Raw genomic sequence first — 21,306 nt, 5'->3', positions numbered from 1 at the left:
GAGGCCAATGATTGCGGGCGGCCCGGACGAGCCTGCCGACGAGAGAGCCGTGTCGGTCGATGCCTACCGGCTCGACGAACAGGTGGGCTTTCTCATGCGCGTCGCCAGCCAGCGGCACACGGCGCTGTTCGCCGCGCGCATGATCGAGGGTCTCACCCCGCCGCAGTTCGCCACCCTGGCCAAGCTGCGCGAGGCCGGCCCCTGCTCGCAAAACCGGCTGGGACGGCTGGTCTATCTCGATGCCGCGACCATCAAGGGCGTCGTCGACCGGCTGCGGGCGCGCGGCTTCGTGCTGACCGCCGATGACCCGCTGGACCGGCGCCGCCGCGCGGTCGGGCTGTCCGACCGCGGGCGTGAGGTGGCGGATGCAGCGGTGGTGATCGCCCGCGAGATCACCGAGGCGACGCTGGAACCGCTGAACGCCGAGGAGCGCGAGCAGATCGTCAAACTGCTGCGCAAGCTCGGCTAGCGGCGAGAGAGTTCATCCGCGCGGCGCGAAGTCCGACAGCCGGCCGGCATAGGCCTTGGGACGCGGGGGCGCATAGGCGCCCGCCTTCGAGGTGGCGAGGCCGATCCTGACCAGCCCCTCCGCCAGCGCCACCGCGCTCGCCACGCCGTCGATCACCGGCACGCCATGTTCCTCGCCGAGCGCACGGGCGAGATCGGCCATGCCGGCGCAGCCGAGCACGATCGCCTCGGCCCGGTCCTCCCGCACGGCGCGGCCAATCTCGGCGGAGATGCGGCTGCGCGCGTCGGAGGCGGGATCCTCCAGCTCCAGCACCGCGACCTCGGAGGCGCGCACGCCCGAACAGCGCCGGTCGAGGCCAGAGCGCAGCAGGTTCGCCTCGATGACCGGGATGGAGCGCGACAGCGTCGTCACCACCGAAAAGCGATGGGCGACGAGGCTCGCCATGTGGTAGCCGGCCTCGCCGATGCCGACCACCGGCGCCCGCGCGAGGGTGCGCGCCGCGTCGAGCCCGGTATCGTCGAAACAGGCGATGATATGGGCGTCGACGCCCTGCGCCTCCGCCTCGGCGATCGCGGCCAGCAGGCCGGGAAGGGCGAGGGCATCGTCGTAATGCCCCTCGATCGAGGCCGGCCCCATGGCCGAGGTGGCGGCCAGTATCTGCGTACCCGGCGCCGCAACCGCCCGCGCCGCCGCGGCGATCTTGTCGGTCATGGAACGGGTGGTGTTCGGATTGACGAGATGGATGCGCAAGGGAAGGCCCGGAGCGTGAACGGTTGGGATCTCACGCTTCTAGCACGGGGACGGGCACGATGGGCACCGGCCGGGCGGATGAGCGGCCCCGCTCCCGGTCAGAAATGCCAGCCCAGGCTGAAGGTCGGGCCGTGCATGACCGTGTCGTAACGGAAGGAGCCCGTGCCGATGCCGGCGGCCTCGTAGTCCTCATAAAGATAGCGGTAGCCGATGGCGGTCGAGAGCGAGGGCGTCCACCGGTAGCCGAGCCCGACATAGCCGTTGCTCGACAGCTTCGATCCCACGCCGAAACCGCCGATATCCGCCACGGCGTTGAGGAACCAGCGATCGTCGATGGCCCATTGCAGCACCAGCCCGACGGTCGGATCGACCCATTGCTCGGTCTGGCTGGCGGACCCGACAAGCAGCGAGCCGGCCGGCGACAAGGCGACATCGGCGGAAATCCGCACGTAACGCAGGCCGGCGGTGATGCCGAGATCGAGATCGGAGGCGCCGAGCGGCAGCCAGTGACCGATCGCGCCGGTGGCGATGGTCTGGGACAGCTCGGCGTCGAGCGAGCCTCCGCCATAGGGGCCGATCTGGCCGTCGTGCGACAGCCGCGCCAGCACGAGATCGCCGAGGAACAGCCATTGTCCGTTCTCGGCCAGGAACGAGCCCATCACCGCGCCGTCGAGATTTTCCAGCACGTCGGACAGCGATGCATCGACCGGCGTCATCGGCCGGTTGCGCACGCCGACATCGCCGTCGATGGCTGTCAGCCAGCCATAGAACGTCGCCTGGAAGCGCCAGTCCGACGCCGGCCGCGCCGTGTCGGGCTGCGGCGCGCCGCCATGGGGCCGGTCGGCCGCACGCGCCGCGCCCGCCGCGAGAAAGGCGGCGAGCGACACGGCGATGGCGCGAGCGCTGTGCCCGAATGCCCCCATCTTCCGGCTCAGCCGACCTTGGCCACGGCGGGAATGATCCACGAGCCGTTGAGGATCGACGGATCGTTCTCGTCCGGCCAGTAGAGGCGCAGCATGAGATTGAACCGGTCCTTCGGTGCCGGCAGCCAGTTGGCTTCCTTGTCCGGACCAGGGCTCTCGTTCTGGACGTAGATCACCAGAGAGCCATCCGACTCCAGCTTCGGGTCGGTGCGCATGCTCATGGAATAGCGGTTGATGGGGTTGGCGACGAAGAACATCGCCGCGTCGTACATGGTCAGCGACCAGAACCCCTTCACCGGCGGCAGCTCGCCCGGCGCGAAGCGGAGCTGGTACTTGTTCGCACCGCTGTATTCGCTGCCGTCCTTGTCCTTCAGCGAGGTCGGATAGACGGCGTCCTGCGGCCGGTTGGCACCGAGGCCGATGGCGGTGATCAGGGCACGCTGGAGATAATCGGTGCCGTAGAGACCGGTCTTGGTCGTGTAGCCCCAGCCGTTGATGTCCTTGACGTCGCCGCCGCTGAGCTTGAAGTGCAGCATGATGCGGTCATAGGAAAGCTGCGGCAGGCGCTTCGACCAGCGGGCGTCGATCGCCTTCGGATCGAAGCTCTTGCCGGGGACGAGGCCGATCTGCGCGAACCGTGCCAGCGCCGGCGCATCCTTGGCGGTGGGCGGATTGCGCTTCATGAGCTCGGCGAGCAGCGTGAAATAATCGGCCGCGCTCAGCGCGTTCACCTGATCGCGCACCGACGTCTTCATGTCGATGGCCGCGTCGACCTTACCGGCGGGCGGCGTGTAGTCCTTGCCGAGCGCGCTCAGCGGGAACAGCTTGAACTGGTCCTGAAGCGCGTGGACGGCGGCGTAATCCTCCGGCGTGCCGGTGCAGTAGATGCGACCGAGCATCCAGACGATGTCGGTCGTCGACTTGAGCTGCACCATGCCCTCGGGCACCTTGCCGGACCAGCCGGGGCCGGTGACGAGATAGGTCTGGGCGCCGGTTCCGGTGGTGCGCGATCCCGGCACCTGGAACACCTCGGTCCAGCCATTGAGGAAGGGCAGCAGGAAATAGCGGCCCTTCATGTCCGGCACGCTCACCACCCAGGGCTCGTCGCCGACATCGAGGAAGGCCGTGGTGTAGAGCGTGTCCGCGTTGGGCGCGGTGACATCGCGGAAGCTGGCGTCGGGATAGGACCGCAGCTTGATCAGCGTGCCCATCGGCCCGCGGCTGCCTTCCGCCTTCACCACATTGGTCATCACCCGGCGGGTCATCTCCATGGTGACCAGCGGGTAGCCGAACACATAGGCGTCCGAAGCGACCATGAAGTCGTCGGCGCCCTCGACGAGATCGTAGATCGGCCCGTCCCAGGCCAAGGCGTTCTGAGCGGCGGCGACCGAGGCCAGAGCAGCTCCACCCATCATCAGGGCGCGGCGCGAAAACGTCATGACATGCTTCCTCGACAAGATTTCGGAGACGAAGACGATTTTCCCCGCCACGGACCCACACCGCCGTCGTCGGCAAAGCATAAACCGCCGCAAGAATTCGTTTTCCCGACTAAGAGCACTTCTATGGAATTATAGCATGACGGCAATGTCACGTCGCGCGGGCACCGCCAGCCAAGATATTCCAAATCGAATACCTTGCGGGATGCCAGAGCCATAACTTATGGAAGTGGCCACCGCTTGCTATTAGAGGACAGGAGCCGCCGATTTTGACCAATGTTCCGTCCCAGCGCGTGGGCCCGGTCGCAGCGTTGCCGGCGCTTCTCGGAGAGCTCGGGGTGAGCCTCGATGAGGCGTTCGCCGGCTCGGGCATCGCGCCACACGAACTGCTGCCGGAAGCCCGGTTCGCCTACCCTGTGCTGGTCGGCCTGATCGAGCGCGGCGCCAGGCTGGCTCGCTGTCCCCATCTCGGCCTGCTGCTGGGCGCGCGCAGCGACCACCGGGCGCTCGGTCCCGTCGGCGAGATGATGGCGAGCGCGCCCACGCTCGGCGACGCCTTCCGCGATTATGTCGGGCTGCAGATCGGCTATTCACGCGGCGCGGTGGTGTATCTCCAGCGGCTCGGCGACGACTATCTCATCGGCTACGGGCTCTACGATGCCGGCACCGGCGTCGGCCGCCAGATTCACGATCTGGTGGTCGCCATCGGCTGCAACATGGTGCGCGCGCTCACTGCAGGCCGCGCACAGCCGCTGCGCGTGCTCGAATGCGTGGGGCCGCCGGACAACCTGTCCGCCTATCGCAGCGTCCTCAAGACGAGTGTCGTCTTCGACCAGGAGCAGACGGGAGTGGTGATCTCCGGGCACGACATGGCCATGCCGCTGCCGGGCGCCGATCCGGCCCGGCACGTGCAGCTTCGCGCCGCCCTGCAGGAGATGCTGCGCGGCGATCTCGCGGACATCGTCGGGCAGGTCCGCCATGCCATACGCCCGCGCCTGATGCTGGACGAGGCCGACCGCCACGCCGTCGCGCGCGAACTCGGCCTCGAGCCCCGCACCCTGGCCCGGCGCCTTGCCCGGGCCGGCACCAGCTTCGAGGCGATTAAGGACGAGGTGCGCTTCACGGTCGCCCGGGAACTACTGGCCCTGACGCGCCTGCCGATCGGCCGCGTGGCCGAGGCGCTGTCCTATTCCGCCAACAGCTCGTTCGATCACGCCTTCCAGAGGTGGGCCGGCGTGGCGCCCTCGCAATGGCGCGCGCAACAGGCGGCGGGCGTGGCTACCGGCGAGGGATGATCGCGGACGATCTCTTCCGCCTCAGGTGGAAGGGTTTGGAAGGTCCGGCAGGAGGAGCACTCCTCGCGACCGCCGGAAATCTCAGCGTTTCGCGCGCTTGCCGCCGGCGCCGGCCGAACGGGCCGCGGCCTGGCTTTCGGTGGCCTCGCGGGCCAGCCGCGCCTCGCGCAGGCGTGCCGTCTTGGCCTCCCGCTGCGCGACTTCCTGCTCGATCATGGACATGGCAATGCGCGAGACCGACTCTGCCTTGCTTTCCGTCTTCGAGAGCTTGGGCTGGAAGAGCGTATCGCGGTTGAGCTTCGCCATCGTTCATTCCTTTCAAAATGAAAAGGCCGGGTTGCCCCGGCCTCCCCTGCGTCGACGATCCGTGCCCGTACATCCGGGGTCACGGAGCGGAGGCATTCCTTACGCAGCCTGGAGGCTGCCCGCCGAGGACTTGCCGCTGCGACGGTCGGTCTCGATCTCGTAGGAGATCTTCTGACCCTCGCGCAGGTCACTCATACCGGCGCGCTCGACGGCGGAGATATGGACGAAAACGTCCGGGCCGCCATTGTCCGGCTGAATGAAACCGAAGCCCTTCTGGCTGTTGAACCACTTCACGGTGCCTGTCGCCATAACGATATTCCTTAGTTCGACATAGAAATTCGATCACCCGCGCGGCGCGGGCGTCACGTTGACATCGATTTGAGAGGAATTTCGCTGCGGCGCAGAGCTGCGCAAAACAAAGTTCAACGTGCAAGATCGATGCGCGATCATAATCGAAACCAGGAGTTATTACAACCCTTGGTCGGATTTATTTTGAGCAGCCGCCTGAGGCGCGGGACGCGGGGCCCGGCGGTCGACGAGGGGCTTCTTCTTCGGGGCGGCGATGAGGCCATCACGGACCGCCTGCTTGCGCGCAGCCTTGCGCGCGCGGCGAACGGCTTCAGCCTCTTCGCGGTTGCGCCGCTCGGACGGCTTCTCGTAAGAGCGCCGGGCCTTCATTTCCCTGAATATGCCTTCGCGCTGCATCTTCTTCTTCAAGACGCGCAGCGCCTGTTCGACGTTGTTGTCGCGAACGAGAACCTGCAAATTTTTTCCGATCACATGCAGCGGTGCTGCTGGTTTACGCGGCCGCAGAATGGCGACGCCTCGCCTAATATGGGGCGATATGCGGAAATTGGAAGGGCAAAGCGGCTTTATCGGCACGCGTGGCCGGGGGAAAACCCGCCAATGCCACCCCGTTCCCGCCCGCGATCGCAGCTATTCGCTCATGATCTGCGGCGTGCCGCAGTTGGGCGGCGTGCAGTTCGGCAGCTTCAGATCGGCCGCGGGATCGACCGGCGGAGCCCCCGGGCGCGGCACCAGCTCTCCGGTGAGCGGCTGGGGCGCATCGGGACCCGGGTCGAGATTGTCCGGGTTCGAGAGCGGCGGCTGGGGAGCCGGCGGGGCGTTCGTGTCCTGCGCCAACGCCGGAGCGGCGGCCCATAGTGCCAGCGCCGTCATGGCGAGAAGCGTCTTCTTCATGGTGCCCTCCCTGCAGCATCCGCAGGAGACGCTACCACCGGAGTGCCGGGGCCCCAAGAGAGCTTCCGCGCCCGGCCGCCGCTTTCATCCAGCCCAACCGTACCCGGCCCGCTACGGCGTGAACTCGATCTCGACCCGCCCGCCGCAGCTGGGGCAGATCGTCTCCAGTCGAACCGGCTTCCGGCTCCCCGAAAGCGGCGGAGCCCCCGCCACGGCGGCCAGGCAGGTGCGGTAGAGGTCGATGGTCGCGTCCGGCGTGGCCGTCGCCTCCGGATGCCGCTCCAGCGTGAGCCTCAGAAGCTCGAAGGCGGCCTGCTGCTGGTCCATAGCCCTGCCCTCCCGGTCGCGCCGGCGCATTGCCTCGCGAGTCCCCACACCATGTAACCTCAATTTCCCCTGCGGTACCCCGTCAAAAAAGGAGGAAAGCGCCGATAGCGCTGCTTCCGGAACGGATGCCTGCTATCGACTGTCGCGTCTTGTCCGTCGCCTGCCAAAAGGAACGCCTGTGCCCCGCCAGCAGGAGTCCGCCGCCTCGCCCCGCGATGTCGCCACGCGGCGTATTCCGCCGACCGTCTGGGCGCTCGGTCTCGTCAGCCTGCTCATGGACATCTCGTCCGAGCTGATCCAGACGCTGCTGCCGCTCTACCTCGCCGCCGAGCTGGGCGTGTCGGTTCTCGCCATCGGCTTCATCGAGGGGCTGTCGGTCGCGATCGCGACGGCGACCCGGCTCTTCTCCGGGCTTCTCGCCGACTGGAGCCGCCGCAACAAGCCGCTGGCGATCGCCGGCTATGGCCTTGGGGCCCTGTCGCGGCTGATCTTCCCGCTGGCGACCAGCGTCGACCAGATCGTCCTGGCGAAAGCGATGGACCGCATCGGCAAGGGAATCCGCAGCACGCCGCGCGACGCCATCATCGCCGCCGTCTCCCCGCCCGAGATTCGCGGCGAGAGCTTCGGGTTGCGCAAGTCGCTCGACACGGTGGGCGGCTTTCTCGGGCCGCTGATCGCCATCCTGGCCATGACCTTGATGGCGGGAGACATCGTCTCCGTCTTCTGGATCGCCACCATCCCCGCCGCGCTGGCGATGGCCGTACTGATCTTCGCCGTGCACGAGCCGAAGACGGGGGCGGCAGCGAAGCGGCCGGCCTTCCGGCTGTCCCGCTCGTTCCGGCTGAACCGCGCGGTCTGGGGCGTGATCGGCATCGCCTCCGTGCTGATGCTGGCCCGTTTCAGCGAGGCTTTCGTGCTCCTGAAAGCGCTCGAGGCCGGCTTCTCGCCGTCCTGGGTGCCGCTGTCGATGGTCGTCATGCACGCCGCCTACGGGCTGACCGCCTGGCCGGTCGGCCGCCGGTCGGACCGCATCGGGCGGACCGGACTGCTGATCTGGAGCCTGATGTTTCTGATGGCGGCACATCTGACGCTGGCCTTCGCCGGCAGCGTGAGCGTCTACATCGTCGGCACCGTTCTCTGGGGCCTGCATATGGGCTTCTCGCAGGGCCTGCTCGGCGCGATGGTCGCCGATGCGACGCCCGACGACCTCAAGGGCAGCGCTTTCGGCGCCTTCAACCTGGCGACGGGCGTGGTGGTCCTCGCCGGCAACACCGCCGCCGGCTGGCTCTGGCAGAGCCAGGGATCGCAGGCACCGTTCCTTGTCGGCGCAGGCCTTTCCGCCGCGGCCCTCGCGCTGCTCGCCGCTAGAGGACGCAGCCCTCCGTCCTGAGCACGTGCCTTCGGCGCGGAGGTGAGGAAGCAATCATCGAGAGGGATGCGGCCTGCATGACCGGAGCTGGCTGGGGCGGGAGGATTCGAACCTCCGCATGGGGGAATCAAAATCCCCTGCCTTACCACTTGGCGACGCCCCACCGGACCGGGCCGTCGGGCTGGAAAGCCGGGCCGGAACCGTGGGCGCGGACATAGCCACAGCTCGCCGCCGCTTTCAACCTCGGCACGCGCAAAGCCGTGCGACGACAGAGGCGAAAGGCCGGCGAACAGAGACGAAATCCACATCATCCACCGCCAAGCGCACCCCTCCCCTTGCAGGCCGGCGCATCGGCATGCTAGAGGCTCGCGCCGCGTCGGAGTGTAGCGCAGCCTGGTAGCGCACCTCGTTCGGGACGAGGGGGTCGCAGGTTCAAATCCTGCCACTCCGACCATTCAAGCCAAGGGCCTCCCGAGCCCTACGAAATCTACCCCGACAGATATCTCGACAGACACGACCCTACCGGGCTTCCGGCTCGCGCCGGCGGGCGTCGCCTCGTCGCTTACGGCCGGGACAGGGATACCGCACCCGTTGACGAGGCTGTTTCCGGCCGGCAGGTTGCGGCGAATGTGGGGTGCGCCACAAGCGACCGCAGGCGGGGCGGAGACCGTGAAGTGAGCGACTGGGATCAATTCGGCGCGGATTATGACTTTCCGGACTTTGACGGCCAGCCGAACACGTATGTGATTGCGTCGACGCCCCGATCCGGCAGTCACTATTTCGGCCATCTCCTGAGGAAGACCGGTGCCCTCGGCAGCCCGCTGGAATATTTTCATCCCGGTCATGTCGAGACCTGGAAACAGAAACTGGGCGTCTCCACTCTGGAAGGCCTCATCGCCTGCCTGTTTCGGCGCCGAACCTCCCCCAACGGATGGTTTGGAGCGAAGGCTCACTGGTCACAGTTCGAGCCCCTCCTCCAGAACGAAAGAGCCTTCCAGGCGATAAATTTCAGCAGGTACATCCACATCATACGCCGGGATCGACTGGCGCAGGCGATTTCTCTGGTGGTCGCGCGCCAAACCGCTTCCTGGATCAGCTTTCATGCCGTGCGGCGAACGCCGGAATACGATTTCGGTGCCATTCAAACGGCCCTTTCCGAAATCGATGCCCAAAGCGATCAATGGGAGGGGTTCTTCTCATCCCGCCGCATCGATCCGATGATCGTCGAGTATGAAGCCCTCCTGGCCGACCCGGAAGAAGCCGTGACGGGCGTTCTCGCATATGTCGGCCATCACGGCCCCGCGACGGGGGCCGCTTCCAGCCCCGAACCGCAGCGCCAGTCCTCGGGCATCAATGTCGAGTGGAAGGAACGCTATCTCGCCGATCTGAACTCGACCGCATGCTGATGCGTGCCGATCTCATCACGTCGTCATTTCGTTGGAGAGACATCTCCCGTGCCGATATATCTCAAGCAATTCACGAAATTCCCCAATGCCGGCGACGTCGCCAGCGGGCATATCGTCTCGCAACTGCTGAATACCACGCCCATCCTGGCCGGAGAGGACAGCCTTGACCGCCCCAACCTGATCGCCATCGGCTCCATTCTGCACTGGGCCGACAGCCATTCGGTCGTCTGGGGATCGGGCTTCATCTCATCGGGCGTGGGCCTGCGCAGCGCTCCGTCACAGGTCGTCGCGGTCCGCGGCCATCTGACCCGGGAGCGCCTGCTCCAAATGGGCGTCGAAACGCCTGCCCGCTTCGGCGACCCCGGTATCCTGATCTCCGACTTCTTCAAACCGGCGGAAGTCGCCAGACGGGGCGTCGGGATCATCCCGCACTACGTGGACGCCGAACATCCTTTCGTCACGCAGGCGCTGGAACACGGCGCCACGCGGATCGACCCGCTGTCTCCGCTCGACCGGTATCTCGCCGCTTTGTCGTCCTGCGAAATCATCCTTTCCTCTTCGCTGCACGGCGTCATCTTCGCGCACGCATACGGCATTCCCGCCGCGTGGATCCGCCTGTCCGGTCGGGTCATCGGCGACGGTTTCAAGTTTCGCGACTACTATTCCTCGATCGGCATCGGGCCGGAAGGGATTCCCGACCTCACGGGCGACGATCCCTACGAGCGCGCGGTGGACAGCGCCGGCGTGCCACGGTCGGAGATAGACCGAGACGAGCTGCGCTCCGCCCTGCTGGCCGCCGCCGCGCGGCTGGAGGGATAAGCCATGCTCAAGGCGTTGGCCGTCGTCTGTGTCCGCAACGAGGCCGTGCACATGCGCCGGTGCCTCCGCGATCTTATCGGCGACGGCATCGACGTCTTTCTCATCGACAACGACTCGACCGACGGTTCAACAGAAATCGCCAGCGAGTTCCTCGGCCACGGGCTGCTTGGCATCGAACGAATCCCGTGGACGGGCGCCTTTTCCCTGTCTGACCAGCTTCGCGCCAAACGGCGCATCATAGCCGACGCGGATCATGACTGGATCGTGCACACCGATGCAGATGAATGGCTTTGCTCACCTGTCGAAGGCCAGTCGCTTCTCGACGGCATCCGCGAGGCGGACGCGGCCGGCTATACGTGCATCAATTTTCACGAGATCGTCTTCGTGCCGCTGCCCGGCGACGACTTCCTCGCCGACGACTACGCCTCCCGGATGTCGACCTACTACTTCTTCCAGCCGGTCTATCCGAGACTTAACCGGGCGTGGAAGCGCACGGCCGACATCGACAGTTCGCGCTCCAGCGGCCATCGGCTGGCCGGCGACGGGCTGCGCCTGTATCCGCAGGATTTCTTCCTCAGGCACTACATCGCCCTGAGCGAAGGTCATGCCCGGTCGAAATATGTCGGCCGAAAATTCTCCGACGAGGATTGTCCGTCGTCAGAACATTTGGCGCAACTCGCGGCGTAAATTAGCGGAGTGCGGGCCTCGTCTGGGGGGTGATGTTAGGCGGCGAGCTTGCGGTGCTGCAAGCGCCGATATTCGATGGTCTGTCGCTGTCGGTGCGGTCGAGGATTCCATCGACGCACTGGCGCACGAGACCGGCGCGGTCCCGTGTGGGGATGAGGATGCTCACCAGCGGCGCTGGCGTAGGGATCGCCCACGTCACCCGGTGCCAGACCGGCACGGCCGGATTGACCGCGACGACGGCGCGGGTACCAGTCTCGTCGAGCCGTTCCTGGATTGCCGCGCGGGCGGCCACGATGCAGCGTTCGAGCTGTTCCTGCGAGAAGGAGCTGCCGTTCGGACTCTGGCGCCAGTGATACAGGATGGCGGGTATGTGGCGGATCTGCTCCGGCGCGCAGCGATGGACGATGCGCAGGGCCAGGTCGTAGTCCTGGCTACCCTCCAGGCCGAGCCGGAAGCCGCCGACCGCGATCACGCTGTCCCGCCGGTAGACGCCGAGGTGGTTGATGACGTTCTGGCCGAGGAGCTGCTCGTAGCTGTAGTTGGGCTTGAAGTAGGGGTCGTAGCGTTCGCCCTTCTCGTCGATCTTGTCCTCGTCGGAGTAGACGATTTCGGCATCGGGATGGGCGTTCAGCTCGACGGCGACCTCGTAGAGGGCGTGCTCGGCCAGAAGGTCGTCATGATCCAGGAGAGCGACGAACGCGCCGCTCGCCAGTTCCAGGGCGCTGTTGCTGGCGGCGGAGATATGGCCGTTGCTCTCGCGCTGGACCCATTTGACGCGCGGATCGCCGGCCGCGAGTTCGGCCAGCAGGGCGGCGACATGCGGCTCGGGCGAGGCGTCGTCGGCGATGCACAGTTCCCAGTTCGGATAGAGCTGCGCCTTTACCGATTCGACCATCTCACGCAGGACGGTGGCCGGGGTGTTGTAGGTCGGCACGATCACCGAGATGAGGGGCTTATAGGGCAGCTGCGCGAGATGCGCCCGGATCGCCTCCCGATCCGCCGCCGACAGCGTGTCGTGCCGCTTCACCCATTTGCCATAGGAACGGGACGAGGGAGCGATGCTCCGCCTCTGCTCCTCCGCGAGAGCGGCCGTCCGGGAGCTGAAGGCCGACGGGAACATCCGCCGGACATAGCCACGTGGCCTTCCGTTCGTGTGGAACAGGACCCGCAAGGTCATTCGACGTATCAGTCGGCCCCCCCGGCTCAACATGGCTTTCCCGCGACGATGGAGGGCGGCCATTCTTCGAGACTGACGTCCCCGAATGTGCCCGTCCGCTTACGCAACTCGCTCTATTTCCGTACGCGTCCACCGCAGCGTTTCTGCTGGGTTTCCGGACGTTTCCCGCCCGTCCCGACGCGTTCGGCGCTCACTTAATAATCGAGCAAAATGCCATCATTTTGTTGATACGATGTCGGCATGGGGTGGCTCAAGCGCCGATGGTGAAGGCAGAACGAACGGGGGTGAGCCGGGGCCGAAAGCTGCCGAGGCGTATTATCGAACCGTTCAAGTTCGAGAGCGGTGCCCGTTGAACGGCCAGGCGCCTGATGGCATGTCCGACCATCGTATTGAACTTCGGAACGGCTTTTCTCGACGCTGATGGATAGGGAATATCTTTGTTTCAGGTGGCGAATAGAACGATTTATCGTTCGCCGGAGGCATCAATAGTGCATGTGGCGTGGAGCGGTGGGGCATCTGCTCATAATTTACGATGAAACTCCTGCAAATTCCGGAGAGATCTGCATGGGTCGATCCGGTATGGGGTGCGCGGGCGCACGCATGAGATTTGTGGATATTTTCCGCTCGAGAGTGCCAGCGTCGGAATCAGGCCCGATCCATGACCTCCTGTCATGGTTTCGTCACGCCTTTTGATGCTTTCGGGGTGATTCTCCCTGCTATGCTGCCCTCCCAGCAACAACCCGCTTCGCGCTCATGTCCGGTACTTCCGCCTCCTTGCCCCAGCCGCCGTCCCTGCTCGATCACATCCGGCCGCAGGCCCTCTCTTTGCCGGAAAGCGGCATCGTCGAGGTGATGAATTATGGCCGCCAGCGTGAAGGGATGATTCCGCTTTGGGCGGGCGAGGGCGACCTGCCCACCCCTTCCTTCATCAGCGAGGCGGCCACCCGGTCGCTCGCCGCGGGCGAGACGTTCTATACGTGGCAGCGGGGCATTCCCGAGCTGCGCGCCGCCATTGCCCGCTACATGAGCCGGCTCTACGGCCAGGCGGAGGATCCTGAACGGTTCTTCGTCACCGGCTCGGGCATGCAGGCGATCCAGATCGCGCTGGCGCTCACGCTTTCGGCCGGCGAGGAGATCCTGATCCCTTCGCCGTCTTGGCCGAACGCGGCGGCGGCAGCGGAGGTGATCGGTGCACGACCCGTCTATGTGCCGTTCTCCTTCGACGAGGTGCAGGGCTTCTGGCTCGATCTCGACCGGCTGGAGAGCGCGGTCACGCCGCGTACGCGGGTGATCTTCATCAATACGCCCGCCAACCCCACTGGCTTCGTCGCCTCGCACGAAGCCCTGCGCGGCGTGCTCGACATTGCCCGCCGGCATGGCCTCTGGATCGTCGCCGACGAAATCTATGGTCGCTTCTACTATGAGGCCGGCGAAGCGGGGCGCGCACCGTCCTTCCACGATGTGATGGAGCCGGAGGACCGCATTCTCTTCGTCCAGACCTTCTCCAAGAACTGGGCGATGACCGGCTGGCGCCTCGGCTGGATCGAGGCGGATCCTTCGCTTGGGGCGGTGCTGGAGAATCTGATCCAGTACTCCACCTCGGGCGTCGCCGCCTTCATCCAGAGGGCCGGCGTTGCCGCGCTGGAGCGCGGCGAGAGCTTCGTCGCCCATCAGATCGAGCGCGCGCGGCGCGGACGCGACATCGTGGCCGCCGGTCTCGCGACCTCCAACCGGGTGCACTTCGCGCCGCCGCCGGGCGCCTTCTACATGTTCTTCGGCGTCGAGGGCGAAAGCGATACCCGCGCCCTCGCCCTCAAGCTGGTGGACGAGGCGGCCATCGGCCTGGCGCCCGGCACCGCCTTCGGTCCGGGTGGCGAGAGCTACATCCGGCTCTGCTTCGCGCGCGGCGAGGGACAGATCGGCGAGGCGACGGATCGGCTGGTGCGTTGGCTGCAGAGGTGACGAAGGGGAATGTGCCCGGAGGTAACTTGCGGGCGCACGGTCCACGGCGCACACTGGAAAAATGCAAGATTTCAGTGCCCCTTCCGAGTCGCTTCCGCCGCCGACTGTGTCGGAGGCGCGTCTGCTGTCGGTGCTCGACACCGCGGCGGACGGCATCATCGTCATCGACGAGCATGCGCGCATCCTGATCTTCAACAAGGCCTGCGAGAAGATGTTCGGCATCCAGGCCGCCGAGGCGGTCGGGCAGAACGTCAAGATCGTCATGCCGACGGAATATGCCGACCAGCACGACCAGTATGTCGGTAGCTATATTCGTACCGGCGTGAAGAAGATCATCGGCATCGGCCGCGAAGTACGTGGCCGGCACGCCGACGGTACCATCTTTCCGCTCGAACTTTCTGTCGGCGAGGCGGCCACGCCGGACGGGCGCCAGTTCATCGGCATCCTGCGCGATCTGCGGCCGCGCAAGGAAAGCGAGCAGCGGCTTGCCGATCTCCAGAGCGAACTCGTGCACTTGGCGCGCGTCTCGGCCATCGACGAGATGGGCGCGGCCATCGCTCACGAACTGAACCAGCCGCTGACCGCCCTGATGCTCTACCTCCAGGCCATACGCCGCGCCCACAGCCGGGGCGTCGACATCGTCAAGGTGGTCGGCGAAATCCTGGACAAGGCGGCGGGCGAGGCGGAGCGGGCCGGCCACATCATCCAGCGCATGCGCCAGTTCGTCGAAAAGCGCGAGCCGGAACGGCACGTGCGTGAACTGGACCCGCTGATCGACGAAGCGATCGACCTGACGCTGCTGGGCCAGCGCCACCGCATCCGCATCGAGCGCAAGCAGGCGTCGGACCTGCCGCCGGTGTCGGTGGATCCGGTGCAGATCCAGCAGATCGTCGTCAATCTGGTGCGCAACGCCATCGAGGCGGCGGCCGGCGCCACCGACCCCGCCATCCATATCCGCACGCGGATGGCGGAGGACAGCGTCGTGCTGGAGGTGCAGGACAACGGTCCGGGCATCATGCCGGAGGCATTGCCGAAGCTGTTCGAAGCTTTTGCTAGTTCAAAACGTCGCGGCATGGGTCTCGGCCTTGCGATTTCACGGACGATCGCCCAGAACCACGGAGGGGATCTCGTGGTCGATCCGGGCGGCAATGGCAGGGGCGCGTGTTTCTCGCTGATCCTGCCGGCGTCGTCCGAGCCGATCGAGGTTGGGTGAAGGAGCGTGGCATGGCGCAGTTGGGAGAGATCTTCATCGTCGACGACGATGCGGCGGTGCGTGACGCGCTTTCACTGGTCCTGAGTCTCGAGGGCTATCATGTCCGCGGGTTCTCCGACGGGGCGGCGTTCCTTTCCGTGGCCCGCAGCCACGTGCCATCCTGCGTCGTGCTCGACGTGCACATGCCCGGCCGCTCCGGCCTCGACATCCTGAAAGAGCTGGAAGCCGATCGCTATCCCGCGCCGATCTTCATCATTTCGGGGCAGGGCGATATCCCGATGGCGGTGGATGCGATCCGCCATGGGGCGCTCGACTTTATCGAGAAGCCGTTCGATGCCGACACGGTGGTGGAGCGGGTGCGCGAAGCCATCGAGGCGCACGGCCGCCGCGGCATGGCCGAGCCGAACGACCTGCTGACCGCGCATTTCCCGGGCCATGAGCTGCTCACCCCGCGCGAGCGCGAGGTGCTGGTGCAGATCGCCTCCGGCGCCTCCAACAAGGAGGCCGGCCGCAAGCTGGGGATCAGCCCGCGCACCATCGAGGTTCACCGCGCCCGGATCATGGAAAAGCTCGGTGCCAAGAACGCCGCCGATCTGGTGCGGATCGTGCTCAAGGACATGCGCGCCTGAAGGCAAAGGCGCTCTTGCGCCTGCCCCTCCGGCGCACCTCTCCTACGCATCCCTACGAATTGCTGACCCGACCGCTCTTTCCCACTGTCTTCGACAAATGCGGGAGAGAGTCTTTGCGGGTTCATGTCGTTGAGGATGATGCCGGGGTGAGCGATTCCCTCGCCCTCATCCTCAGTAATATCGGTCACAAGGTGATCTCCTATCCCGACGCCGAAAGCCTGTTCAAGGTGGCGCCGCCGGATGCCCGTGATGCGGTGATCGTCGATCTCAGCCTGCCCGGCATCCCCGGCGCGCAGCTCGTGCGCTGGCTGCTGAATCTTGCCGCGCCGCCGCGCGTGGTGGTGATCACCGGGCAATCGCAGAGCTTCATCGATCATCAGCTGCGCGGCCTCAGCCCGGCCCGGCTGGTGCGCAAGCCGCTCGACGTCGAGGCGCTGACCCAGGCATTGCCGGTCGAATAGCCGGGGATCGCTCTTCGACTGAAGGCCGATGGAAGCGGCGGTCGAGAGGGTCGTGAGTGGAATCGTTGCCGATTCCCGGCAGGCGCGATCGGGCGCCGCTTCCGGAAAGTCACTTACGCAGCCCACCGAACTGTGCCGTCTTCCGTCCCGCTCTAACGTCATGTCGTAATCAGGTGGAGCGAACAGATGCGACAGATCATCGAAGAACGCACCGGCAGTCCGACACGCCAGCCGGCCTTCGTGGAGCCGCACTGCTCGAATCTGCGGGTGGCCGCCCACGTCACCGTGCTGCATGAGGGCGATCCGGCCCGGCGCATCATGGAGGTTGTCGAGGGTGCGGTGATGCTGACCAAGCTTCTGCCCGACGGGCGCCGCCAGGTTGTCGAGCTTCTCGGTCCGGGCGATGTGTTCGGCCTCGCCCATGACGATGCCTATGCCTGTTCTGCCGAGACGCTGACGCCCGCCACGATCACGACCCATGAGCGGAGCGCGCTGGAACGCGATCCTATGCTGGCCAGCCGGCTGCTGCGCCGCTTCGAGGCGCAGCTCTGCGTGATGCACTCCCACGCCCTGGTGCTTGGCCGCATGTCGGCGCTGGAACGGGTCGCCTTCTTCCTGCTCCGCCTCATGCCGGAAGGCATGGTGGGTGGTGGCACGCTGCATCTCTCCATGACACGGCAGGAGATCGCCGATTTCCTCGGCCTGACGCTGGAGACGGTGAGCCGCGCCTTTTCCGAGCTCAAGCGGCGCGGCCTCGTCGCCCTGCAGCGCGCCGACGAGGTGCGGATTCAGGATCGCGGCAGCATGCGCCGTCTCGCCGGCGCCCTCTGAGCCTTTTCGCCGACGCGACATCGTCGGTCTTTGACGCCCCAAGCCCCTTCCAGGGCTTTGCCTCGGCGCTCCGCCTCTTGCGGGGCGCCTTTTTTATTGCCGCCGCCAGAGCGGGGATCAAACCGCCGCCGAATGACGCGCGGCGCTGGCTTGCAGCCGATGGTCGAGCGCGGCGGCGGCGAGACGGACGAAGGGGCGGCCGACCGAGGTCATGGCGATGTGGCGCCCCTCGATGGTCAGCAGCCCGTCCGCGGCCAGATCGGCCAGGCGGGGCGCCGCTTCCGCGAGGGTCGGCGCGTCGAGGTCGACCTCGAGATCGCACATCAGCCGCTCGATGAGTGCACCGCGCGTGAGGTCGTCCGCCGTGAAGGCGACGCCGCGCACGGCAGCGAATCGACCGGCATCGATGGCGCGCATATAGGAAGCGACGTCCGGCGCGTTCTGGGTGAAGCCCTGCGGAAAGCGGCTGATGGCCGAGGCGCCAAGTCCGATCAGCACGTCGGCGCGATCGGCGGTGTAGCCCTGGAAGTTGCGCTTGAGCTGGTGCTCGGCGGCGGCACGGGCCAGCGGATCTTCGGGGCGCGCGAAATGATCGAGGCCGATGGCGACGTAGCCATTGGCCAGCAGCACGGCACGCGCCGCTTCCGACTGCTCCAGCCGCTCGGCCGGACCGGGCAGGGCCTTCTCGTCGATCCGCTTCTGATTCGGACGCATCCACGGCACATGGGCGTAGCCGAACAGGGCGAGCCGTTCCGGCGCCAGCAGCGTCGCCAGCCGCGCTGTGCGGCGCACGTCGCGCTCGCTCTGGTAGGGCAGGCCGTACATCAGGTCGAGATTGATCGAGGCGATGCCGGCCTCGCGCAGCAGGCGCACCGCCCGCTCCACCGTGCCGAAGGGCTGCACCCGCCCGATGGCGCTCTGCACATGGGCGCTGAAATCCTGCACGCCGAGGCTCACGCGGTCGACGCCCATGGCGGCGAGGGCGTCGGCGACCCCGGCGTCGGTCTCGCGCGGATCGAGCTCGAAGGCATATTCGGCGAGGTGGTCGAGGTTGAACGCCTCGGCGATGAAGGCACCGATGCGCTTCAGCGCCTCGGGTCCGAGAAGGCTCGGCGTCCCGCCGCCCCAGGCGATATGGGTGACGGCGCGCCGGCCGACGCGCGCGGCGACCGCCGCGATCTCGCGTTCCAGCCGCGCCGCATAGGCGGCTACGGGCTCGGCCCGGCGTGTCGCCTTGGTGGTGCAGCCGCAATAGAAGCAGAGCGCCGGGCAGAACGGGACGTGCAGATAGAGCGAGAGCGTCGCGTCCTCGGGCAGGTCGGCAAGCCATGCGGCGTGCTGGTCCGATCCGATGTCCGCCGTGAAATGCGGCGCGGTCGGATAGGAGGTGTAGCGCGGGACGGCCCGCTCTGCGTGGATGAGGGTTGCACTATGCATGCAGATTGTTTGACCGAAGGCGGCATTCGTCGCATTGATCCGGCGCAAACTCGGGACATCGCCGCGTCGTTCGCGTGCCGGTGATGCACCGTTTCAAGCGCTGAACGTCGCCGGTCCCGCCTGATGCCTCTGCCTCCCTTCCTGACGAAGCTCGATTTCTCGCCGCGGCGCCTCGCCTGGTACGGCGCGACGCTGGTGCTCGCCTTTGCCGGCGGCGGGGTTTTCGCCTGGCTGGGCATGCCCGCCGGCTGGCTGTCGGGCGCCCTGGTGGCGACGGCCGTCGCGGCGCTGCTCGGCGCGCCGGTGGGCGTGGAGAAGACCACGCGCCTGTGCATCTACATCATTCTCGGCACCTCGATGGGTTCCTCCATCACGCCGGACACGCTGAAGGGCATCACCACCTGGCCGGTGACCATGTCGGTGCTGGTCGCCTCCGTGCCGGTGATGATGGTGGTGGTCATCGCCTATCTCGAGAAGGTGGCCGGCTGGGACCGGCGCAGCGCTTTCTTCGCGGCCGCGCCGGGGGCGCTCTCCACCGTGCTGATCATGGCGGAAAGCTCCGGCGCCGATACGCGGCGGGTGGTATTCGGCCAGTCGCTGCGGCTCTTCGTGCTGGTGGCGCTGCTGCCGGCGGCGATGGGCGGGCTCGGCCACCAGCCGGCGGGCACGTTGCCGATCAACCCGGTGGTGCCGGATCTGACGAGCTTCTTCCTCTCGCTCGGCGTCGGCATCGTGAGCGGCCTGCTCGCCGAACGCATGCGCTTCCCCGGTGGGGCGATGGTCGGATCGATGCTGGCGAGCGGCGTCGTGCATGGGGCCGGCTTGATCGAGGGACGGCTGCCCGATCTCTTCCTCATCGTCGGCTTCGTGGTGTTGGGCGCCAATACCGGCAGCCGCTTCGCCGGAACGCGGCTGGAGACGCTGCGCCGGTTCTTCGTCGATTCGCTGGTGGCGCTGCTGATCGCGACAGGAGTCGCGCTTGCCTTCGCGGTGCTCGGCTCCTGGCTCGCCGACGAGCCGTTGCCGAAGGTGCTGTTGGCTTATGTGCCTGGCGCGCTGGAGGCGATGACCATCATGGCCTTCGTGCTGGGTATCGATCCGGCCTTCGTGGCCGCGCACCATCTGACGCGCTTCCTTGGCCTCGCGCTGCTGATTCCGGTGCTGGCGCGCGTCTTCTTCGGTCGGGCGGAAATTCCGTCCGAGAATGTCGAGCTGGACAAGACCGAGCCGAAGGACTGAGCCGGCCGGGCCGGCGGCGGATTATTCCGCCGCTTCGGCGCGCTCCGCGAAGGGCAGCCCGAGCCGGGTCCAGACATCCGTCAGAGCGCGCGCCAGATGGGCGACGAGCGCGTCGTCGTGGAACGGGCCGGGGGTGATGCGCAGCCGCTCCGTGCCGCGCGGCACGGTGGGGTAGTTGATCGGCTGGATGTAGATGCCGTGCTCGGACAGCAGCAGGTCGCTCGCCGCCTTGCAGGCCTCCGCGTCGCCCACCATCACCGGCACGATGTGGGTGTCGGTGACGATCTGCGGCAGGCCGGCGAGATCGAGCGCCCGCTTGACCTCGGCGACCTGCGCCTGCTGGCGGGCGCGCTCGGCACCGGAATTCTTGAGATGGCGCACCGAGGCGGCGGCGGCGGCGGCGATCGCCGGCGGCAGGGCCGTGGTGAAGATGAAGCCCGGTGCGTAGGAGCGCACCGCATCCATGACCGCCCGCTTGCCGGTGATGTAGCCGCCGACCACGCCGAACGCCTTGCCGAGGGTGCCCTCGATCACGTCGACCCGGGCCATGACCCCGTCACGCTCGGCGACGCCGGCGCCGCGCGGGCCGTACATGCCGACCGCGTGCACCTCGTCGAGATAGGTCATCGCGCCGTATCTGTCGGCGAGGTCGCAGATCGCGCCGATGGGGGCGACGTCTCCGTCCATCGAATAGATGCTCTCGAAGACGATCAGCTTCGGCCGGTCGCCGGCCGCGCGCAGCAGTTCCTCGAGATGAGCGAGGTCGTTGTGGCGGAAGACCTGCTTGTCGCGTCCGGCCTGGCGCACGCCCTCGATCATCGAGTTGTGGTTCAGCGCATCGGACAGGATCAGGCAGTCGGGGATGAGCTTGGCCAGCGTCGAGATGCCGGTCTGGTTCGATACGTAGCCGGACGTGAAGACGAGCGCCGCTTCCTTGCCGTGCAGGTCGGCGAGCTCATCCTCCAGCTCGACGATGGCGTGGCTGTTGCCCGAAATGTTGCGCGTGCCGCCGGCGCCCGCGCCGGCCTGCCGGGCAGTGGCGCACATGGCTTCCACCACGGTCTCGTGGCATCCCATGCCGAGATAGTCGTTGGAGCACCAGATGACGATGTCGCGCTCGCCCTGCGGCGAGTGCCAGACGGCGTGCGGGAAGCGCGCGGTGTCACGTTCGATCTCGGCGAAGGTGCGGTAGCGACGCTCCTGCTTGAGCGTGTCGACGGCATCCTGGAAGAAACGTGCGTAGTCCATGGCGCATCCCAACTCGGCCGCCGCCCGCGACGGGGCGGGGCGCTTGATCGGCAACATGAACTTTGGAGCGGTTCCGATCAACCCGGCAAAGCCCGGACGCGGCGATCGGGCGCGCCTATTGA

General features: G+C 66.7%; 23 protein-coding genes and 2 tRNA genes. 13 read left to right on the top strand and 12 right to left on the bottom strand.

The features are described 5' to 3' along the window. Positions 1-7: 7 nt before the first annotated feature. Positions 8-469, top strand: a complete 462-nt coding sequence (locus tag STARVERO_RS01170) for a MarR family winged helix-turn-helix transcriptional regulator (protein ID WP_144343823.1) — start codon at positions 8-10, stop codon at positions 467-469. Positions 470-481: 12 nt separating this feature from the next. On the opposite strand, the gene STARVERO_RS01165 is transcribed toward STARVERO_RS01170, so the two are convergent. The 3 genes from STARVERO_RS01165 to STARVERO_RS01155 form a co-directional block, all read right to left on the bottom strand. After that, on the bottom strand, positions 482-1,219 hold the full coding sequence (locus tag STARVERO_RS01165) for an aspartate/glutamate racemase family protein (protein WP_159597615.1): 738 nt from the start codon (positions 1,217-1,219) through the stop codon (positions 482-484). A 98-nt stretch (positions 1,220-1,317) separates the two neighbouring features. After that, positions 1,318-2,142, bottom strand: a complete 825-nt coding sequence (locus STARVERO_RS01160) for a hypothetical protein (protein WP_159597614.1) — start codon at positions 2,140-2,142, stop codon at positions 1,318-1,320. 8 nt (positions 2,143-2,150) lie between these two features. Then, on the bottom strand, positions 2,151-3,581 hold the full coding sequence (locus tag STARVERO_RS01155; protein WP_159597613.1) for a DUF1254 domain-containing protein: 1,431 nt from the start codon (positions 3,579-3,581) through the stop codon (positions 2,151-2,153). A 335-nt stretch (positions 3,582-3,916) separates the two neighbouring features. On the opposite strand from STARVERO_RS01155, the gene STARVERO_RS01150 reads away from it, so the two are divergent. Beyond that, the gene (locus tag STARVERO_RS01150; protein ID WP_159597612.1) at positions 3,917-4,873 is read left to right on the top strand and encodes an AraC family transcriptional regulator; all 957 of its coding nucleotides are present in this window, start codon (positions 3,917-3,919) and stop codon (positions 4,871-4,873) included. A gap of 81 nt (positions 4,874-4,954) precedes the next feature. Here the strand turns inward: STARVERO_RS01150 and STARVERO_RS01145 are convergent, their stop codons facing one another. From STARVERO_RS01145 to STARVERO_RS01125, 5 genes are all read right to left on the bottom strand, one after another. Further along, positions 4,955-5,179, bottom strand: coding sequence for a hypothetical protein (locus STARVERO_RS01145; RefSeq protein ID WP_144343818.1), 225 nt, complete (start codon positions 5,177-5,179; stop codon positions 4,955-4,957). Positions 5,180-5,278: 99 nt separating this feature from the next. Next, positions 5,279-5,488: a cold-shock protein gene (locus tag STARVERO_RS01140; protein WP_144343817.1), complete on the bottom strand. Its 210-nt coding sequence runs from the start codon at positions 5,486-5,488 to the stop codon at positions 5,279-5,281. A 159-nt stretch (positions 5,489-5,647) separates the two neighbouring features. Then, positions 5,648-5,944, bottom strand: a complete 297-nt coding sequence (gene rpsU / locus STARVERO_RS01135) for a 30S ribosomal protein S21 (RefSeq protein ID WP_144343816.1) — start codon at positions 5,942-5,944, stop codon at positions 5,648-5,650. 171 nt (positions 5,945-6,115) lie between these two features. Further along, the gene (locus STARVERO_RS01130; RefSeq protein WP_144343815.1) at positions 6,116-6,379 is read right to left on the bottom strand and encodes a hypothetical protein; all 264 of its coding nucleotides are present in this window, start codon (positions 6,377-6,379) and stop codon (positions 6,116-6,118) included. Positions 6,380-6,490: 111 nt separating this feature from the next. Further along, entirely contained in the window at positions 6,491-6,706 is a 216-nt protein-coding gene (locus tag STARVERO_RS01125; protein ID WP_144343814.1) for a hypothetical protein, read from the bottom strand. 178 nt (positions 6,707-6,884) lie between these two features. On the opposite strand from STARVERO_RS01125, the gene STARVERO_RS01120 reads away from it, so the two are divergent. Next, positions 6,885-8,096 (top strand): MFS transporter, encoded by a 1,212-nt coding sequence (locus STARVERO_RS01120; protein ID WP_244616477.1) that lies wholly within the window; start codon positions 6,885-6,887, stop codon positions 8,094-8,096. A gap of 67 nt (positions 8,097-8,163) precedes the next feature. On the opposite strand, the gene STARVERO_RS01115 is transcribed toward STARVERO_RS01120, so the two are convergent. Beyond that, a tRNA-Gln gene (locus STARVERO_RS01115) sits at positions 8,164-8,238 on the bottom strand. Positions 8,239-8,452: 214 nt separating this feature from the next. Between STARVERO_RS01115 and STARVERO_RS01110 the strand changes: the two genes are divergently transcribed. The 4 genes from STARVERO_RS01110 to STARVERO_RS01095 all read left to right on the top strand — a co-directional run bounded on the left by STARVERO_RS01110 (position 8,453) and on the right by STARVERO_RS01095 (position 10,987). Next, a tRNA-Pro gene (locus STARVERO_RS01110) sits at positions 8,453-8,529 on the top strand. A 220-nt stretch (positions 8,530-8,749) separates the two neighbouring features. Then, a complete protein-coding gene (locus tag STARVERO_RS01105; protein ID WP_159597611.1) occupies positions 8,750-9,481 on the top strand; it encodes a Stf0 family sulfotransferase in 732 nt (243 codons plus the stop codon). A 48-nt stretch (positions 9,482-9,529) separates the two neighbouring features. Then, positions 9,530-10,300: a polysaccharide pyruvyl transferase family protein gene (locus tag STARVERO_RS01100; RefSeq protein ID WP_159597610.1), complete on the top strand. Its 771-nt coding sequence runs from the start codon at positions 9,530-9,532 to the stop codon at positions 10,298-10,300. Between the two features lie 3 nt (positions 10,301-10,303). Beyond that, entirely contained in the window at positions 10,304-10,987 is a 684-nt protein-coding gene (locus STARVERO_RS01095) for a glycosyltransferase (RefSeq protein WP_159597609.1), read from the top strand. Position 10,988: 1 nt separating this feature from the next. Here STARVERO_RS01095 and STARVERO_RS01090 read toward each other — a convergent pair whose 3' ends face one another. Continuing rightward, positions 10,989-12,164 carry a glycosyltransferase family 2 protein gene (locus tag STARVERO_RS01090; RefSeq protein WP_159597608.1) on the bottom strand — a complete coding sequence of 392 codons (1,176 nt, stop codon included), beginning with the start codon at positions 12,162-12,164 and terminating at the stop codon, positions 10,989-10,991. A 753-nt stretch (positions 12,165-12,917) separates the two neighbouring features. Between STARVERO_RS01090 and STARVERO_RS01085 the strand changes: the two genes are divergently transcribed. The 5 genes from STARVERO_RS01085 (at position 12,918) to STARVERO_RS01065 (ending at position 17,260) form a co-directional block, all read left to right on the top strand. After that, positions 12,918-14,126: a pyridoxal phosphate-dependent aminotransferase gene (locus STARVERO_RS01085; RefSeq protein ID WP_159597607.1), complete on the top strand. Its 1,209-nt coding sequence runs from the start codon at positions 12,918-12,920 to the stop codon at positions 14,124-14,126. A 61-nt stretch (positions 14,127-14,187) separates the two neighbouring features. After that, positions 14,188-15,339: a two-component system sensor histidine kinase NtrB gene (locus tag STARVERO_RS01080; RefSeq protein WP_144341848.1), complete on the top strand. Its 1,152-nt coding sequence runs from the start codon at positions 14,188-14,190 to the stop codon at positions 15,337-15,339. 11 nt (positions 15,340-15,350) lie between these two features. Further along, positions 15,351-15,968 (top strand): response regulator transcription factor, encoded by a 618-nt coding sequence (locus STARVERO_RS01075; RefSeq protein ID WP_144341849.1) that lies wholly within the window; start codon positions 15,351-15,353, stop codon positions 15,966-15,968. 59 nt (positions 15,969-16,027) lie between these two features. Continuing rightward, positions 16,028-16,429 (top strand): response regulator, encoded by a 402-nt coding sequence (locus STARVERO_RS01070; RefSeq protein WP_308678405.1) that lies wholly within the window; start codon positions 16,028-16,030, stop codon positions 16,427-16,429. 186 nt (positions 16,430-16,615) lie between these two features. Further along, entirely contained in the window at positions 16,616-17,260 is a 645-nt protein-coding gene (locus tag STARVERO_RS01065; RefSeq protein ID WP_159597606.1) for a helix-turn-helix domain-containing protein, read from the top strand. Positions 17,261-17,377: 117 nt separating this feature from the next. Here the strand turns inward: STARVERO_RS01065 and hemN are convergent, their stop codons facing one another. After that, positions 17,378-18,697 (bottom strand): oxygen-independent coproporphyrinogen III oxidase, encoded by a 1,320-nt coding sequence (hemN, locus tag STARVERO_RS01060; protein WP_159597605.1) that lies wholly within the window; start codon positions 18,695-18,697, stop codon positions 17,378-17,380. A 123-nt stretch (positions 18,698-18,820) separates the two neighbouring features. Here hemN and STARVERO_RS01055 point away from each other — a divergent pair, with 123 nt between their 5' ends. Continuing rightward, entirely contained in the window at positions 18,821-19,936 is a 1,116-nt protein-coding gene (locus tag STARVERO_RS01055) for an AbrB family transcriptional regulator (RefSeq protein ID WP_159597604.1), read from the top strand. Between the two features lie 21 nt (positions 19,937-19,957). On the opposite strand, the gene hemA is transcribed toward STARVERO_RS01055, so the two are convergent. Further along, positions 19,958-21,184, bottom strand: a complete 1,227-nt coding sequence (hemA, locus tag STARVERO_RS01050; RefSeq protein WP_159597603.1) for a 5-aminolevulinate synthase — start codon at positions 21,182-21,184, stop codon at positions 19,958-19,960. Positions 21,185-21,306: the final 122 nt, after the last annotated feature.

The sequence above is a fragment of the Starkeya nomas genome (assembly GCF_902703545.1).
Taxonomy (GTDB): domain Bacteria; phylum Pseudomonadota; class Alphaproteobacteria; order Rhizobiales; family Xanthobacteraceae; genus Ancylobacter; species Ancylobacter moscoviensis.
The sequence above is the reverse complement of the archived record's forward strand: the minus strand, read 5'-3'. Positions and strand labels throughout refer to the sequence as shown.